14 protein-coding genes, 1 pseudogene and 1 riboswitch are annotated in these 14405 nt (G+C 54.8%); of the genes and pseudogenes, 11 read left to right on the forward strand and 4 right to left on the reverse strand.

The annotated features are described in order from the left end of the window. Positions 1–154 precede the first annotated feature (154 nt). A riboswitch (cobalamin riboswitch) is annotated at positions 155–369 on the forward strand. A gap of 33 nt (positions 370–402) precedes the next feature. The 4 genes from NIG5292_RS04870 to cobN all read left to right on the forward strand — a co-directional run bounded on the left by NIG5292_RS04870 (position 403) and on the right by cobN (position 6444). Further along, positions 403–1080: an energy-coupling factor ABC transporter permease gene (locus tag NIG5292_RS04870; RefSeq protein WP_048598390.1), complete on the forward strand. Its 678-nt coding sequence runs from the start codon at positions 403–405 to the stop codon at positions 1078–1080. A gap of 89 nt (positions 1081–1169) precedes the next feature. After that, complete coding sequence (gene cobW, locus NIG5292_RS04875; RefSeq protein WP_048598767.1) at positions 1170–2282, forward strand: cobalamin biosynthesis protein CobW; 1113 nt, start codon at positions 1170–1172, stop codon at positions 2280–2282. Then, entirely contained in the window at positions 2279–2761 is a 483-nt protein-coding gene (locus NIG5292_RS04880) for a GNAT family N-acetyltransferase (RefSeq protein ID WP_048598391.1), read from the forward strand. The genes cobW and NIG5292_RS04880 overlap by 4 nt, the downstream gene beginning before the upstream one ends. A 5-nt stretch (positions 2762–2766) precedes the next feature. Then, entirely contained in the window at positions 2767–6444 is a 3678-nt protein-coding gene (gene cobN, locus NIG5292_RS04885; RefSeq protein WP_048598392.1) for a cobaltochelatase subunit CobN, read from the forward strand. Here the strand turns inward: cobN and NIG5292_RS04890 are convergent. Next, entirely contained in the window at positions 6441–6761 is a 321-nt protein-coding gene (locus NIG5292_RS04890) for a hypothetical protein (RefSeq protein WP_048598393.1), read from the reverse strand. The genes cobN and NIG5292_RS04890 overlap by 4 nt on opposite strands. A gap of 130 nt (positions 6762–6891) precedes the next feature. On the opposite strand from NIG5292_RS04890, the gene cobO reads away from it, so the two are divergent. The 3 genes from cobO to NIG5292_RS04905 are packed head-to-tail and all read left to right on the forward strand — an operon-like array spanning position 6892 to position 8210. Next, positions 6892–7494, forward strand: coding sequence for a cob(I)yrinic acid a,c-diamide adenosyltransferase (gene cobO / locus NIG5292_RS04895; RefSeq protein WP_048598394.1), 603 nt, complete (start codon positions 6892–6894; stop codon positions 7492–7494). An 18-nt stretch (positions 7495–7512) separates the two neighbouring features. After that, positions 7513–7866 carry a Lin0512 family protein gene (locus NIG5292_RS04900; RefSeq protein ID WP_048598395.1) on the forward strand — a complete coding sequence of 118 codons (354 nt, stop codon included), beginning with the start codon at positions 7513–7515 and terminating at the stop codon, positions 7864–7866. Further along, on the forward strand, positions 7863–8210 hold the full coding sequence (locus NIG5292_RS04905) for a Lin0512 family protein (RefSeq protein ID WP_048598396.1): 348 nt from the start codon (positions 7863–7865) through the stop codon (positions 8208–8210). The genes NIG5292_RS04900 and NIG5292_RS04905 overlap by 4 nt, the downstream gene beginning before the upstream one ends. On the opposite strand, the gene NIG5292_RS04910 is transcribed toward NIG5292_RS04905, so the two are convergent. Continuing rightward, positions 8193–9836: a thiamine pyrophosphate-dependent enzyme gene (locus NIG5292_RS04910; protein ID WP_048598397.1), complete on the reverse strand. Its 1644-nt coding sequence runs from the start codon at positions 9834–9836 to the stop codon at positions 8193–8195. The two genes, NIG5292_RS04905 and NIG5292_RS04910, sit on opposite strands and share 18 nt — an antisense overlap. Before the next feature lie 67 nt (positions 9837–9903). Between NIG5292_RS04910 and NIG5292_RS04915 the strand changes: the two are divergent. After that, a pseudogene (locus tag NIG5292_RS04915) lies at positions 9904–10428 on the forward strand (NADPH-dependent FMN reductase). Here NIG5292_RS04915 and NIG5292_RS04920 read toward each other — a convergent pair. Both NIG5292_RS04920 and NIG5292_RS04925 read right to left on the reverse strand, forming a co-directional pair. After that, positions 10425–10817: a VOC family protein gene (locus NIG5292_RS04920; protein ID WP_048598398.1), complete on the reverse strand. Its 393-nt coding sequence runs from the start codon at positions 10815–10817 to the stop codon at positions 10425–10427. The pseudogene NIG5292_RS04915 and the gene NIG5292_RS04920 overlap by 4 nt on opposite strands. After that, complete coding sequence (locus NIG5292_RS04925) at positions 10817–11839, reverse strand: NAD(P)/FAD-dependent oxidoreductase (protein ID WP_048598399.1); 1023 nt, start codon at positions 11837–11839, stop codon at positions 10817–10819. Before NIG5292_RS04925 ends, NIG5292_RS04920 begins: the two co-directional genes overlap by 1 nt. Before the next feature lie 48 nt (positions 11840–11887). Here NIG5292_RS04925 and mnmC2 point away from each other — a divergent pair, with 48 nt between their 5' ends. The 3 genes from mnmC2 to dapA all read left to right on the forward strand — a co-directional run bounded on the left by mnmC2 (position 11888) and on the right by dapA (position 14363). After that, complete coding sequence (gene mnmC2, locus NIG5292_RS04930) at positions 11888–12544, forward strand: tRNA (5-methylaminomethyl-2-thiouridine)(34)-methyltransferase MnmC2 (protein WP_048598400.1); 657 nt, start codon at positions 11888–11890, stop codon at positions 12542–12544. Continuing rightward, complete coding sequence (locus tag NIG5292_RS04935; RefSeq protein WP_048598401.1) at positions 12541–13413, forward strand: DMT family transporter; 873 nt, start codon at positions 12541–12543, stop codon at positions 13411–13413. Before mnmC2 ends, NIG5292_RS04935 begins: the two co-directional genes overlap by 4 nt. An 80-nt stretch (positions 13414–13493) precedes the next feature. Beyond that, on the forward strand, positions 13494–14363 hold the full coding sequence (gene dapA / locus NIG5292_RS04940; RefSeq protein ID WP_048598402.1) for a 4-hydroxy-tetrahydrodipicolinate synthase: 870 nt from the start codon (positions 13494–13496) through the stop codon (positions 14361–14363). Positions 14364–14405: the final 42 nt, after the last annotated feature.

Below are 14405 nucleotides of genomic sequence, written 5' to 3' on the forward strand. Positions count from 1 at the left end.
CACCACCGTATCTGCCCCAAACCGCCCACTTATCCACAATATATTGCGCAAAATCTTCTAAATATATTGCAAAACCGTACATAAATCAGAGCGCATCCTGCCGTTCTTGGGGCGTGGTAGGTCGGAATCTCCCTTGCTTGAACGCGTCAGAACAGTCACAACACACCGGCATGGTTCCCCGATCAGACGCAAAGCGTCGGGGATCAAATGGGAATGCGGGACGGGCCAACCCAATTCGGGGTCCAAAACCGCAGCCGCCCCCGCGACTGTAAGCGGTGAGCGTCCGTCATTAAGCCACTGGGAAACTGGGAAGGCGACGGTACGTGTTGACCCGCAAGCCAGGAGACCAGCCGTGCAGAAATGCAAACCCCTGTCGGGTGTGACAGGCAAAGGAGAATAGTTATGCATATCGAACCAGGCGTCGTCAGTGGCGCAAAAATGGCCCTAAGCTACGCAACCTTCGCGGGTGCTGCCGGATACGGCGCGAAAATGGCGTGGGAAGCGCTTGTTCAAAAAGGTGCTTTGTCGCTTGTGGCACGCAGCTTGATCGCAACGATCGCTGTTTTCATCTTTTTCGAAGTTCTGCCCCACTTCGCTGTTGGCGTATCAGAAGTTCACTTCATCCTCGGCACGACAATCCTGCTGATCTTGGGCACAGGCCCTGCGGCGATCGGGCTGGCACTTGGCCTGTTGATCCAAGGCTTGTTCTTTGCACCAACTGACCTGGGCATGATCACAGTCAACGCGACAACACTTCTGGTGCCACTCTTTGCGATCCACCACATGGCGAAAAAGATCATTGCGCCAAACACAGCTTACGTTGACCTGTCATACGGCCAGGCGCTGAAGCTTTCTGGCGCGTACCAAGGTGGCGTTGTTGCTTGGGTGGCTTTCTGGGCAATCTACGGCCAAGGTTTTGGCGCAGAGAACCTCGCAGCAGTGGCGTCATTTGGCGCGGCGTACATGCTGGTGTTGCTCATTGAGCCAGTTGCTGACCTTGCGGTGCTTGCAGCAGCCAAGCGCATGAAGGGCCTTGATGGCACAGGTTTTGTGACACCGCGCCTCTACAACGCCGCCTAAGCACTCTCATTTGCGAACAGCAATTGAACGGTTTTGACGCCGGTGGCCCCCACGGGTTGCCGGCGCATCTTTTTGACATGGAGGCCATTATGGCTGCGAAAATTCCTGCTACTGTCGTCACCGGTTTTCTGGGCGCAGGCAAAACAACACTGATCCGCCACATGCTGCAAAACGCACAAGGCAAGCGCATCGCGTTGATCATCAACGAATTTGGCGATCTTGGTGTGGATGGTGACATTCTTAAGGGCTGCGGCGACGAGACCTGTACTGAAGATGATATCATGGAGCTGTCAAACGGCTGCATCTGTTGCACCGTAGCGGATGATTTTATCCCGACGATGGAAAAACTGCTCGAGCGTGAAAACGCGCCTGATCATATCGTGATTGAGACCTCTGGGCTTGCGCTGCCACAACCGCTTGTCCGCGCTTTCAACTGGCCCGGCATTTCAACCAAAGTGACCGTCGACGGTGTCGTTACAGTAGTGGATGGAAAAGCTGTAACAGAGGGACGCTTTGCACATTCAGTTGCGGCGGTGGATGCCCAACGCAAACTTGACGATAACCTTGATCACGAGACACCCCTGTCCGAACTATTCGAGGATCAAATCGCCTGTGCAGACATGATTGTGGTGAACAAATCTGACCTTCTCACCGCGGATGAGGCCACTGCGCTTACGGACAAACTGAAATCCGAAGCACGAAGCGGTGTGCAGGTTGTCAAAGCCTCGATGGGCGCGCTGCCTGTTGACGTTTTGCTTGGCCAAGGTGTTGGTTCCGAGGGTGATATGGAAGCGCGCGCTGAAGTGCACCATCACCACCATGATGACCATCACGCAGAAGAAGGCGAACATCATCATGATGATCATGATCACGCCCATGACGATGATCAGGGGCATCACCATCATCACGATCACGACCATGATGCCTTTGAATCCTTTGTTGTCACCTTAGGCGAAATTGGTGATGCGAAGGCGTTTGCCGCACAAGTCGCAGATGTCATCCAAGCCCATGACATTTTGCGCCTCAAAGGTTTTGCTGCGGTCGAAGGCAAACCAATGCGCCTCACGTTGCAAGCGGTTGGGCCACGGGTTGATACGTATTTCGACCAGCCTTTTGGAACGGCCCCGCGTCAAACGCGGCTTGTTGTGATTGGCCAAGCGGGCCTTGACCGCAGTGCAATCGATGCTGCCCTACGCGCATGATCATCGTAGAACTAGGCGATCCAAAAGACCCACAGGCGACGGCACTGCTTACGCAAAGCCATCGTCTGATGGAAAGCCTGTTTCCACCCGAAGACAACGCATTCCTCAACATTGATGAGCTATGCGCGCCGGACATCCACTTTTTTGTGGCTCGGCGTGGGCAAGTCATTAGGGGGACCGGTGCAGTAGCTGCGCGCGAAAACTACGGTGAGTTGAAGTCTATGTTCGTTGACCCGCAGGCCCGTGGTCAGGGAATCGCAGATGCTATTTTGCGCGCACTAGAAGATCACGCGCGCTCGCTCAAACTGCCCGAACTCAAGCTGGAAACTGGCAACGCTCTGCACGCGGCGCACCGCCTTTATGCACGCCACGGCTTTGAAACATGCGGCCCTTTTGGGGATTACACCCAAAACGCGACAAGTATTTTCATGACCAAAACGCTGGCTGACATCACCACCATTTCTCATAAACCAGAGTAAACTCAATGCACCTTCTTGCCGCGACACCCGGTTCAATTGATGACGGGAAAGAACCCGTAGACCTTGGCCAAACGCCAGCGGATGTTGTGTTCATTTCAGCAGCAGACACAGAGTTGGCAGCCTTGTCTGCCGCCCGTGCCGAGATGCAGTCTCCACCTACACTACGACTGGCCAGCATGATGCATTTGATGCATCCGATGTCCGTTGATTTGCACATCCAAGACTGCACATCAGGCTCAAAACTGGTAATTGCGCGGGTGCTTGGGGGAACAGGATACTGGCGCTACGGCGTTGAGCAATACGCCGCCAATTGCCATGACAACAACATACCTTTGGCGTTGTTGCCCGGTGATGACAAACCTGATCCAGAGCTGCGCAATCTGTCGACCGTAAGCGATGAAGACTACGACGCACTCTGGGCATATTTGACAGAAGGCGGCCCGGCCAACGCCACTGGTTTTCTGGAATACACCAATGCCATGCTTGGGCGCGGGACATCACCGGCAGCAGCCGCGCCATTGCTACGCGCAGGACTGTATTGGCCGGGCGAGCAATCCGCCACGCTGGCGAGCCTGCAAGAAAACTGGACCAAAAACGCGCCAGCTGTTCCAATCATTTTCTACCGTGCACTTGTCCAAGGCGCAGGGCTGAACCCGATAAACCGTCTGGTAAAATCACTGTTGCGGGCGGGGCTAAATCCAATGCCGGTGTTTGTGGCGTCCCTAAAGGATCCAGTTAGCCAAGCCACCCTTGAGCATCTTTTTTGCAAAGCGCCGCCAGCCACCATTTTGAACTGTACGTCTTTTGCAGTGGGCAGCCCGCATGAGCAAAACACACCGCAAAACCCTTTGACCAGCGCTGCTGCCAATCAAGCACCCGTATTTCAAGTCGTGCTATCAGCAAGTTCACAAGACGCATGGGCAGATGGTTTGACGGGACTGTCCGCACGCGACATCGCGATGAATGTAGCCCTGCCAGAAGTGGACGGCCGCATCTTGAGCCGCGCTGTATCGTTCAAGGGCGAGGCCTATTTCGACGACGCAACCCAATGTCCCATCGCAACGTATCAAGCCGTAGGTGACCGAATTGATTTCGTCACACAGCTGGCAGCGAACTGGGCAAAGCTGCGGCACACCCGCAAAGCAAACAGAAAAGTGGCGCTCGTTCTGGCGAACTACCCTAACAAAGACGGCCGTCTCGCAAATGGCGTGGGCCTTGATACGCCAGCTGCAACAGTTGATGCGCTTAGCGCACTTGCACGTGACGGTTACAACACTGCGCCCCCTGCTTCATCCAAGGCACTGATGGACATGATCATGGCGGGCCCCACCAACTGGCTGACGGACCGTGCACAGACAACTGGCGGCGTGCATCTTCCGCTCAGCATCTATGAACAACACTTCAATGCGCTGCCTTATGACATCAAACAAAAGATGAACGACAAATGGGGGGCGCCAACAGACGATCCCTTCTTTTGTTCAAAAATATCCGCGCCGCAGGCACAAGAAGACGGCTTCAAACTATCGATCTTTGAGTTTGGTAATGCCGTGGTCGGCGTCCAGCCTGCACGTGGCTACAACATCGATCCTGAGGAAACATACCACTCACCTGATCTGATCCCACCGCACAACTATCTCGCGTTTTATATCTGGCTTCGCCACCATTGGGATACCGATGCAATTGTGCACATGGGCAAACACGGTAACCTCGAGTGGCTTCCAGGTAAAGCAGTAGCGCTTTCCCAAACGTGTTGGCCCGAGGTCGTCTTTGGTCCCACGCCACACCTTTACCCGTTCATCGTCAACGACCCCGGCGAAGGCACCCAAGCAAAACGCCGCGCACAGGCTGTTATCCTTGATCACCTCACCCCGCCGCTAACGCGCGCTGAAACCTACGGGCCGCTCAAAGATCTTGAGGCACTCGTGGATGAATATTACGAAGCCGCTGGTGTTGATCCGCGCCGGATCACCCATCTGCGCCGCGAGATTTTATCCCTGACCGCAGCAACAGGAATTGACCGTGATGTCGGCATGAACGGGGCCGATGAAGATACTGATCTTGCAAAACTGGACGCCTATCTTTGCGAGCTGAAAGAGGCACAAATTCGCGACGGCCTGCATATTTTCGGCACCTCCCCCACAGATACCCAAGAGCGTGATCTAACGATTGCGCTAACCCGTGTGGCACGCGGCAGCGGTGAAGGTGTGGATGCGTCGTTGATTGGCGCACTTGCCCGTGACTTTGAGCTTGGATTTAATCCCTTGAATTGCGAAATGTCCACGCCGTGGGCAGGTCCCAAGCCGGACGCACTTGGCGGCGGCACGTGGCGCACGGCAGGCGACACGGTTGAGCGCCTTGAAGAATTCGCCATCAAATTACTGGATGAAACTGCGCACGCCCCGGGCCCAGAAAGCGCGTTGGTTATGGATCATATCGCCCAAGTGGTACGCCCAACCGTTGCAGCCTGTGGCCTCGCAGAAACAAACGCACTGCTCACCGGATTGAACGGTCTGGCCGTCCCCGCAGGCCCATCAGGTGCCCCTACCCGTGGTCGCTTGGACACACTGCCAACGGGCCGCAATTTTTATTCCGTCGACAGCCGCGCGATCCCAACACAAACCGCGTGGACCCTTGGGTGGAAGTCGGCAAACCTGCTGATCGAAAAGCATCTTCAGGACAACGGTGACTGGCCCCGTGCGTTGCTACTGACCGCTTGGGGCACAGCCAATATGCGCACGGGTGGGGACGATATTGCACAAGCGCTGGCCCTGATGGGGGTTAAACCCAAGTGGGATATGGCATCGCGCCGCGTCACAGGTTTTGAAGTTATCCCACACAGCGTTCTGGGCCGGCCACGGGTTGACGTGACATTGCGTGTCTCGGGCTTTTTCCGTGATGCGTTTCCACAACAAATCGCGCTGGTGGACAGCGCTTCACGCGCAATTCAAGAACTGGATGAACCGGACAACCATGCCGCGCTAAACAAAGGGCCGCGCGTTTATGGCAGCAAACCCGGCGCTTACGGTGCTGGCCTGCAAGCCATGATTGATGAGCGTCTTTGGAACGACAAAGCCGATCTGGGTAATGCCTATCTTGAGTGGGGTAGCTACGCTTACGGCGCGAACCTTGAAGGCGCGCGTGACCGCGACGGCCTAAGCGCGCGGTTGTCACAAGTAGATGCGATTGTGCAAAACCAAGACAACCGCGAGCATGATATTCTGGACAGCGACGACTACTATCAATTTGAAGGTGGCGCTGCGGCGGCTGTGGCATCGCTACAGGGCAAAGACCCACTAGTTTATCACAACGATCACTCGCGCCCTGAACGCCCGTTAATCAGAACCCTTGATGATGAGATTGGCCGTGTTGTCAGGTCACGTGTGGTGAACCCCAAATGGATCAATGGGGTTAAGCGGCATGGCTACAAAGGCGCTTTCGAAATTGCTGCAACAGTGGATTATCTGTTTGCATTTGCCGCTACGACAGGCGCTGTAAAGCAGCACCACTTTGACCTCGTGGAAGAGGCGTTTCTGGCCGATGATGATACCCGTGATTTCATTGCGGAACACAATGACCCCGCGTTGCGCGACATCGCCGATCGCCTTCAAGAGGCGATTGACCGTCGATTGTGGGTCCCCCGCTCAAACTCGGCCCGAGCGCGCATTGATGCCTACAAACGCTAGCGCCGCTTGATCGCGTAGGTTCCGTCATCCACGCATTTTAGGCGCGCAACAGCCTTTGCCTGATCGCCGCTAAGCGTGCCCTTGCGAACGGTGCATCCAGTAGTTTGCTGGATAGCGATCAACATTTTATCAGCAACCGCACCCGCGTCCGGTGCCCACTCCATATTGGTGCGAATGACCTCTGCGCGGTCGTTTCGTTGACGAACCGTAAAATCGCTTCCGCCAACAGAAATGCGCATCGGCTCCAGCCCGATGAACGCAGGCCCACCCATATCACATCCCGCCAATACCAAAACGGCACACCAAAACAGACGCATCGCAAATCTCCTTAACTCGCTACGTCTTCACTAATCGGCAATATCCCTTAACAAAGCCCTAACGCCCATTGCCCTCCTGCGTATTTCCCTCTTAGATCGACACAACACACCAAGTGGATAGGAGCCGGACATGGATGATGATCGCCACGCAATGAAAATGGCCAAGAAGAAAGTTGCTCGTGATAAAATCATGGCGACTAAAACCGATGAAAAGGGCCTTGTTATTGTTCACACTGGCAAAGGTAAGGGTAAATCTTCCTCGGCCTTTGGCATGATCTTCCGGTGTATCGCGCATGATATGCAGTGCGCTGTTGTGCAGTTCATTAAAGGTGGCATGTCCACAGGTGAGCGCGATCTGATCCTATCCAAATTCTCCGATACTTGTGCGTTTCATACCATGGGCGAGGGCTTCACTTGGGAAACCCAAGACCGGTCACGCGACACAGAAATGGCGCAGGCGGCGTGGGCCAAGGCAAAAGAGCTGATCTTGGACGACGCAAACAAAATGGTGCTGCTCGACGAGATCAACATCGCGTTGCGCTATGATTACCTTGACGTGAACGAGGTCGTAGCCTTCTTGCGCGATCACAAACCCCATATGACCCACGTCGTTCTGACAGGCCGCAATGCCAAAGACGAGCTCATCGAACACGCCGATCTGGTCACTGAGATGGAGTTGATCAAGCATCCGTTCCGCTCGGGTATCAAGGCGCAAATTGGCGTTGAGTTTTAGGCAAAGCTGGGGGCACTCATGAAGCATCGTTTGTTGACTGAATTTGGCATGGGCAGCTCCTTGCGCCGGCTAGACTACACAGCCGCCTCTGAAAAAGCCCTGAAAGACGCACTGTGGCACAACTCGATCAACCTTGCGGAGCTCTTTGGCAAAGACAAAGAGGATATGATCATCGATGTCGAGATTGTCTGCCAAGCACCAGATACAGTGGACACAGAGCGTCTGAAATCCGTGTTCCCATACGGCCAAATCAACATAACGACACACCACGGCGGCCTTGATATTCCCCGCCCAGAGGCCGCAGGCGGCAACCCGACCATCATGGCCCACGCGGTCATTCATGTGTCTCTCGACCTGAAGGGCACCGCATGAGTATTGATCAACGTTTCATCATTGAAATGGGCATGGGCAATGACCTTTACGGTATGGATTACACAAAAGCCGCAGCGCGTGCGATTGAAGATGCCCTGCGCCATTCATCTATCCCGATGTTCGAGGCTTTGGGTATTTCCCACGACATGATGCACGTGCAAGTCACCGTTGGTGTGGCAGAGCCCGACAAGCTTGATCTTGACGCGCTAACCGCAAAACTTCCGCGCGGCAAAGCAACGGTTAAGGGCGTGAAAGGCGGACACAACAGTGCAAACCCTGCAACGGGCCAAACCATCGTTATTGCCACTGCAGCGGTTGAGGCGTTTTTACCCTTTCAAGGCTAAAGCACGGGTCGCGCTGAGCGATTGACCCGTTGAAAGCACGTCATCATCAAGCTGCACTTCGATGATTGAAACATTGCCACTGGCTTCAGCGCGCTTGAACGCTTCTGCGAATTGACCGTCATTTTGCACCGTCTCGCCGTGACCCCCATAGGCGCGGGCAAGAGCAGCAAAATCAGGGGTCGCCATATCAGTTCCGCTCACGCGCGCAGGATATGTCTTTTCTTGGTGCATACGGATGGTGCCGTAGCGCCGGTTATTCATAACAATCACAATTACGGACGCACCGTGCTGCATCGCTGTCGACATTTCGTTAAGCGTCATTTGAAAACAGCCGTCGCCCGCTAAACAAACAACCGTTTTGGCAGGGTGCTCAAGTTTGGCTGCAATCGCCGCAGGAAAGCCATACCCCATGCTGCCGCTAGTTGGCGCAAGCTGTGTGCCGTAGCTCTTGTAGCTGAAATAACGGTGCAACCACGCGGCGTAGTTCCCCGCGCCGTTCGTGACAATCGCGTCCTTGGGCAGGTTCTCCGACAGCCAGCCGATAATGTTTTCCTGCTTCGCATCTCCGGGGCTTTCCGTGGGCTGTAGCCATGCATCATATGCTGCGCGACACTCGGCCATCCAATCAGGCTGGCGTTGAAGGGGGGTGCACTTATGCAGCGCCTCGATCATCTCATCAGCACGGGCCACGACACCAAACTCTGTCGGCCAAACACGGCCAATTTCTTCAGTACCCGCATGGATATGAACCAACGCTTTTTGGTCTGCCATCAGGGAATAGCCCTGCGTTTCGATGTCGCCCAACCGACTACCAAGCGCGATGATCAAATCAGCTTTTTTGAAGCACGCTGCCAACTTGGGGTTCAGGCCCACGTTCAAATCACCGGCATACGCAAAGCTTTGATTGTCGATGTAATCCTGCCGACGAAACCCTGCGGCCACGGGAATGTTGTTAGCCTCGGCAAACTCACGCAAACTCTGTGCCGCGTCTGCGGACCAATGCGGGCCACCCACAACAATAAGAGGACGCTGCGCACGTTCGATCCTCTCCATGATTGTTTTCGCTGGTTCTGCTAGATCAGACGCTTGATGCAGCACGGCACCCTCACGCAGGGGTACATCGTTGCAGGCCGCGCTCAGCATATCTTCGGGCAACGCCAACACAACCGGACCAGGCCGCCCTGACAATGCCGTTTGAAAAGCGCGTTGGATAAACTCGGGCAAGCGTTCGGTCTGATCAACCTCCTCAACCCACTTCGCCAAATCACCAAACATCTGGCGGTAGTCAACTTCTTGAAACGCCTCGCGCCCACGATCGGATCGCGCAATTTGACCGACAAACATCACCACAGGGCTGCTGTCTTGGCGCGCGATATGAATTCCCGCAGAGGCATTACAAGCACCGGGACCACGGGTCACAAAGCACACCCCAACTTGGCCCGTTAGTTTTGCATGTGCCTCAGCCATCATCGCCGCAGCACCTTCATGACGGCAGGTAACAACTTCAATATCGTGATCAAGCAAGCCATCTAGAGCCGCCAAAAAGCTTTCGCCCGGAACTTGGAAAACCCGCTTAACACCCATCTTTGCAAGCTGCGCTGCCAAGATTTTTCCACCATGCTGCATGATCACTGCCCTTGCTCTGTCACTGATTTGCCTTACCTGACACGCGTGTCAACAAAAGGACAAGCCAATGCATGTACTCGGCATTTCTGGAAGCCTGCGTAAAGAGGCCACCAACCGTAAACTCATTCGTGAAGCTGCACGCATTGGCGGCGCTAGCACCTATGTCGAGGCTGATTTGAACCTGCCACTTTACGATGGTGATCTAGAGGCCGCTGAGGGCATTCCTGCCTCGGTTCAGGCGCTCGCGGATCAAATCAAAGCAGCAGATGCAGTGATCATTTAAACACCTGAGTATAACAAAGGCATCTCAGGTGTGTTGAAAAACGCATTGGACTGGGTGAGCCGTACGGAAGGCAGCGTATGGCAAGATAAGCCAGTTGTAATTTTATCAGCAGCAGCAGGCCGCGCGGGCGGGGAGCGGGCCCAATCAAACCTACGCCTCGCGATGAACCCGTTCATGGCCCACGTCATCAGCGGACCCGAAGTGATGCTTGCCAACAGTTCCGACGCGTTCGACGAAAACGGGCACCTAACAAACGAGCGTACAGTAGCAGGTATTGAGAAGCTAATGGCAAAGCTGCGCCCAAGCTAAATGGCGTTTGAAACCTCAATCAAGTTGCCATCGGGATCACGTACATAAACCGATAGTAACTTGGTTTGCGCGCCTGTGCGCTCAACAGGGCCATCAACAATTTCGACGTGGTGCTTTTCGAACCATTGCACCCATGTAGACACCGCCTGATCGCTTAAGAAACACAGATCAGCTGACCCTGACTTGGGGTTGTCTGCATGGGGTGCAAACTCCGCGCCCGCTTGGTGCAGGTTGATCTTTTGCACCCCAAACATCAGCGCCCAACGGGATGTGCCATCCGCTGCGTCAAACCGTACGGGCTGCATGCCCAACGCATCCTCGTAAAAGCGAACAGTTGCAGCAACATCCGCAACCGTCAGGACAAGATGATCAAGTGCTTCAACACGCATTACAATGAGGCCTCCACCCGAAACGCATCTGGAATTTCATCAACGCCGTCCAAAACCAGCGCGGCCATAGTTTCACCCACCCGGGACGCCATGCCAAAGCCAATTTTGAACCCGCCGTTGGCAACATATACGTCACCGTAAGCCCCCAGCATAGGCGCGCGCGATTTGGCACGGGGCCGCAAGCCAGCCCAGCGCTCAATCACCGATGCGTAAGCCAAGACAGGAAACAAAGACTTCGCACGCGCAATCACATCGTCCAATTGATCATCCACGTCGGTGTGCTCATAAAGCCGCTCGGACGTGGAACCGATCGCTACGGTACCGTTCCAATGGGGCACGATATGAAGCCCATCTGCAAAAAGTTGGGGCCGGTCAGAGGCATCAAAATCAAGCACCGCAGCCTGCCCTTTCACGCCATTACCCACAGGCTTGGCCAATTGCTCAGACATTTGCTGCAGACCGCGGACCCCCGTTGCCAGCACAACTTTACCTTCATCCGGACCTTCGGAGGCAATCTGCCCGCCTAAGGCAACAACCGCTTTGGCCAATGCTTGGGTCGCCGCACGCGGGTGGATGCGTGCCGTCAAAGTATCTTGGATCAGCAGCCCAGTAGGTGATTGTGGCACCCAATCACCCGCCGCTCCAACGACTTTCCATGTATATCCATCACCCCAAAGGTCTTGCGCTGACACAGCCCTTTCGCGGGCCAAATGCACTGCGCGCTCATCCAATAGGGGTTGCAAGCGGCCTGTGCGGGCGTAGCCAGTTTTCGCATCCGCCGTTTTCTCAACAAGCTGCCAAAAGCTTTCCGCCTCATGCAGGCTTTCGAACTGAAACTGCTTTTTGGAATTCCATTTGTCCGGCGCATGGGGCGCTAGCGCACCAACAACACCGCCACTAGCACCCGCCGCGACGCCGTTAGGGTCAATCACACGCACCTTTGCGCCGCGCTTGGCACAACAAAACGCCACGCTAAGCCCGAACACCCCCGCACCCCGAACTGTTACATCAAACGTTGCCAAATCTTTGCTCCTGCGCCACTGCTATCACATCTAGCTTAAGGTAACCCCATGGACCAGTCGCACGGCGATCTTGAATGGCAAGACGGCACGCCAATCGCGCGCCGCTTTGATGATCCGTATTATTCGCTGCAAGATGGGCTTGCAGAAACCCGCTTTGTTTTTCACGACGGCAATCAGCTGACCGAGCGCCTCACTGACGGTTTCCACATTGCCGAACTTGGTTTTGGCACCGGTCTGTCGTTTCTGGCGACATGGGACGCATGGCGCAAATCAGCGTGCAAAGGCACGCTACACTTCACTTCCTTTGAGGCATTCCCTTTATCGATCGAAGATACCCGCGCAGCACTTGCACCATTTACAGAGCTTGCCCCCCTTACAGAACATCTGCTGGAGTTTTTGGCTGGCAAAGCGCTTCCTTCTGACATTCAGTTAACCATCATAAAAGGCGACGCCCGTGAAACAGTTCCCAACTGGCAAGGGCAAGCGGATGCGTGGTTTCTGGACGGTTTTTCCCCCGCCAAAAACCCCGAGCTTTGGAGCGCTGATCTAATGACCGCTGTCGGCGATCACACAAAGCGAGGCGGTACATTCGCCACATACACCGCCGCAGGTCATGTGCGCCAAAAGCTGTCAGACGCTGGCTTTACTGTTGAGCGGATAAGCGGCTTTGGCCGGAAACGTCACATGAGCGTGGGGAAACGATGATCGACACCACCCGCACAGGCATCGCCATTATGGTGCTGGCACTCGCAATTTTTGCGATCCAAGACGGCATCTCACGGCACCTTGCAGGCACTTATAACGTGTGGATGGTGGTGATGATCCGCTACTGGGTCTTTGCGGCGTTTGTTCTGATGTTGGCCCTGCGCCGCGGCGGGATCAAAAAGGCAGCGCAAACAAATCAGCCTTGGTTACAGATTAGCCGTGGCCTATTGCTGGCGCTTGAGGTTTGCGTTGGGATTTTGGCGTTTACGCTCATTGGTCTAATTGAGACGATTGTCATCTTTTCGGCCTTCCCGCTTATCGTGGCTGCCCTGTCAGGCCCAATGCTTGGCGAAGCTGTTGGCTGGCGCAGGTGGGTTGCCATTTTCATCGGCTTCATCGGTATTCTTGTCATCCTACAACCGGGCTATGGTGTGTTTGCCCCTGCGGCGCTGCTGGCTCTTTTGTCTTCGGTTATGTTTGCCGTTTATTCCCTTCTGACCCGCCTTGTCGCCAGACAAGACAGCGCCGAGACCAGTATCTTCTACACAGGCGTTTTTGGGGCATTAATTACGACAGCAATTGGAATTTGGTTCATTGAGCCAATGTCACCAAGTGATATGCTTTGGATGGGCACATTAAGCCTGACCAGCCTTGTTGGGCATGCACTCTTGATCAAGGCCTACACATTGGCCGAAGCTAGTGCGTTGGCCCCGTTTAACTTTTTGCACATGGTCTTCGTAACGGGCATCGGTATCACCATTTTCGGTGAGGTTCTCGAGATGAACGTTGTGATTGGTAGCATCATTATTGTGGGCGCAGGGCTGTTCACAATCTTCCGGTCAAAGCGCGCAAACCAAGAGCCCCTCTAGACATCATCACACATCCTTGGCATTCACGCGGGATACACCAAAGGCGCGCATCTGCGCCATTCAACCAATAGGAGCGTGTTATGTTCAAAGGGTCTCTTCCCGCACTCATCACGCCGTTTCAGAACGGCCAAGTGGATCTTGCCGCGCTGAAAAAGCTGGTTGATTGGCATTTGGACAACGGCACACACGGGTTTGTACCCGTCGGCACAACTGGCGAGTCGCCTACTCTGAGCCACTCTGAGCATGATTTAGTTGTGCAGACCGTCATTGATCACACAGCCGGTCGCGCGCCCATTATTGCAGGTGCCGGTAGCAACAACACATCTGAGACCGTGCGCCTTGTGCAAGCCGCCAAAGACGCCGGAGCAAATGCGGCGCTGGTCGTGACGCCCTATTACAACAAGCCCACACAACGCGGTCTGATCGCGCACTTCACAGCCGCTGCGGACTGCAGTTTGCCGATCATCATTTATAACATCCCTGGCCGTTCTGTTGTGGACATGAGCCCCGAAACAATGGGTGAGCTGGCCAAGCATGAGATGATTGTCGGCGTAAAAGATGCGACAGGTGATTTGTCGCGCGTACCTTTGACCCGCATGACTTGCGGTACAGATTTTGTGCAACTTTCCGGCGAGGACGCTACAGCCCTTGGGTTTAACGCACATGGCGGCGTTGGCTGCATTTCAGTGACTGCAAACGTTGCACCAAAACTGTGCGCAGACTTCCAGAACGCTACTTTGCGGGGCGATTACGCAACGGCTCTAGAGCAGCTTGATGTGCTTATGCCGCTTCACAAGGCGATCTTCATGGAACCAGGCACCTGTGGCGCAAAATACGGCATGTCATTGCTGGGGCTGTGCACGGAAGAAGTACGCTCACCACTGGTTGAACTGAGCCAAGAGACAAAAGACGCAATTAAATCTGCGATGGAATTTGCAGGGCTGCTCTAAGCGTCACCTCACAAAACATTTGAAAGGGCCACTTCCAGTTTT

Source organism: Nereida ignava, from assembly GCF_001049735.1.
GTDB classification, from domain to species: domain Bacteria; phylum Pseudomonadota; class Alphaproteobacteria; order Rhodobacterales; family Rhodobacteraceae; genus Nereida; species Nereida ignava.

Bases quoted from the DNA above. Each gene is read 5' to 3' on its own strand.
- cobO (WP_048598394.1), top strand. From the start codon at position 6,892: ATGGATGATGATCGCCACGCAATGAAAATGGCCAAGAAGAAAGTTGCT.
- NIG5292_RS04905 (WP_048598396.1), top strand. From the start codon at position 7,863: ATGAGTATTGATCAACGTTTCATCATTGAAATGGGCATGGGCAATGAC.
- NIG5292_RS04870 (WP_048598390.1), top strand. From the start codon at position 403: ATGCATATCGAACCAGGCGTCGTCAGTGGCGCAAAAATGGCCCTAAGC.
- NIG5292_RS04900 (WP_048598395.1), top strand. From the start codon at position 7,513: ATGAAGCATCGTTTGTTGACTGAATTTGGCATGGGCAGCTCCTTGCGC.
- cobN (WP_048598392.1), top strand. From the start codon at position 2,767: ATGCACCTTCTTGCCGCGACACCCGGTTCAATTGATGACGGGAAAGAA.
- NIG5292_RS04935 (WP_048598401.1), top strand. From the start codon at position 12,541: ATGATCGACACCACCCGCACAGGCATCGCCATTATGGTGCTGGCACTC.
- NIG5292_RS04920 (WP_048598398.1), bottom strand. From the start codon at position 10,817: ATGCGTGTTGAAGCACTTGATCATCTTGTCCTGACGGTTGCGGATGTT.
- mnmC2 (WP_048598400.1), top strand. From the start codon at position 11,888: ATGGACCAGTCGCACGGCGATCTTGAATGGCAAGACGGCACGCCAATC.
- NIG5292_RS04890 (WP_048598393.1), bottom strand. From the start codon at position 6,761: ATGCGTCTGTTTTGGTGTGCCGTTTTGGTATTGGCGGGATGTGATATG.
- dapA (WP_048598402.1), top strand. From the start codon at position 13,494: ATGTTCAAAGGGTCTCTTCCCGCACTCATCACGCCGTTTCAGAACGGC.
- NIG5292_RS04880 (WP_048598391.1), top strand. From the start codon at position 2,279: ATGATCATCGTAGAACTAGGCGATCCAAAAGACCCACAGGCGACGGCA.
- cobW (WP_048598767.1), top strand. From the start codon at position 1,170: ATGGCTGCGAAAATTCCTGCTACTGTCGTCACCGGTTTTCTGGGCGCA.
- NIG5292_RS04910 (WP_048598397.1), bottom strand. From the start codon at position 9,836: ATGCAGCATGGTGGAAAAATCTTGGCAGCGCAGCTTGCAAAGATGGGT.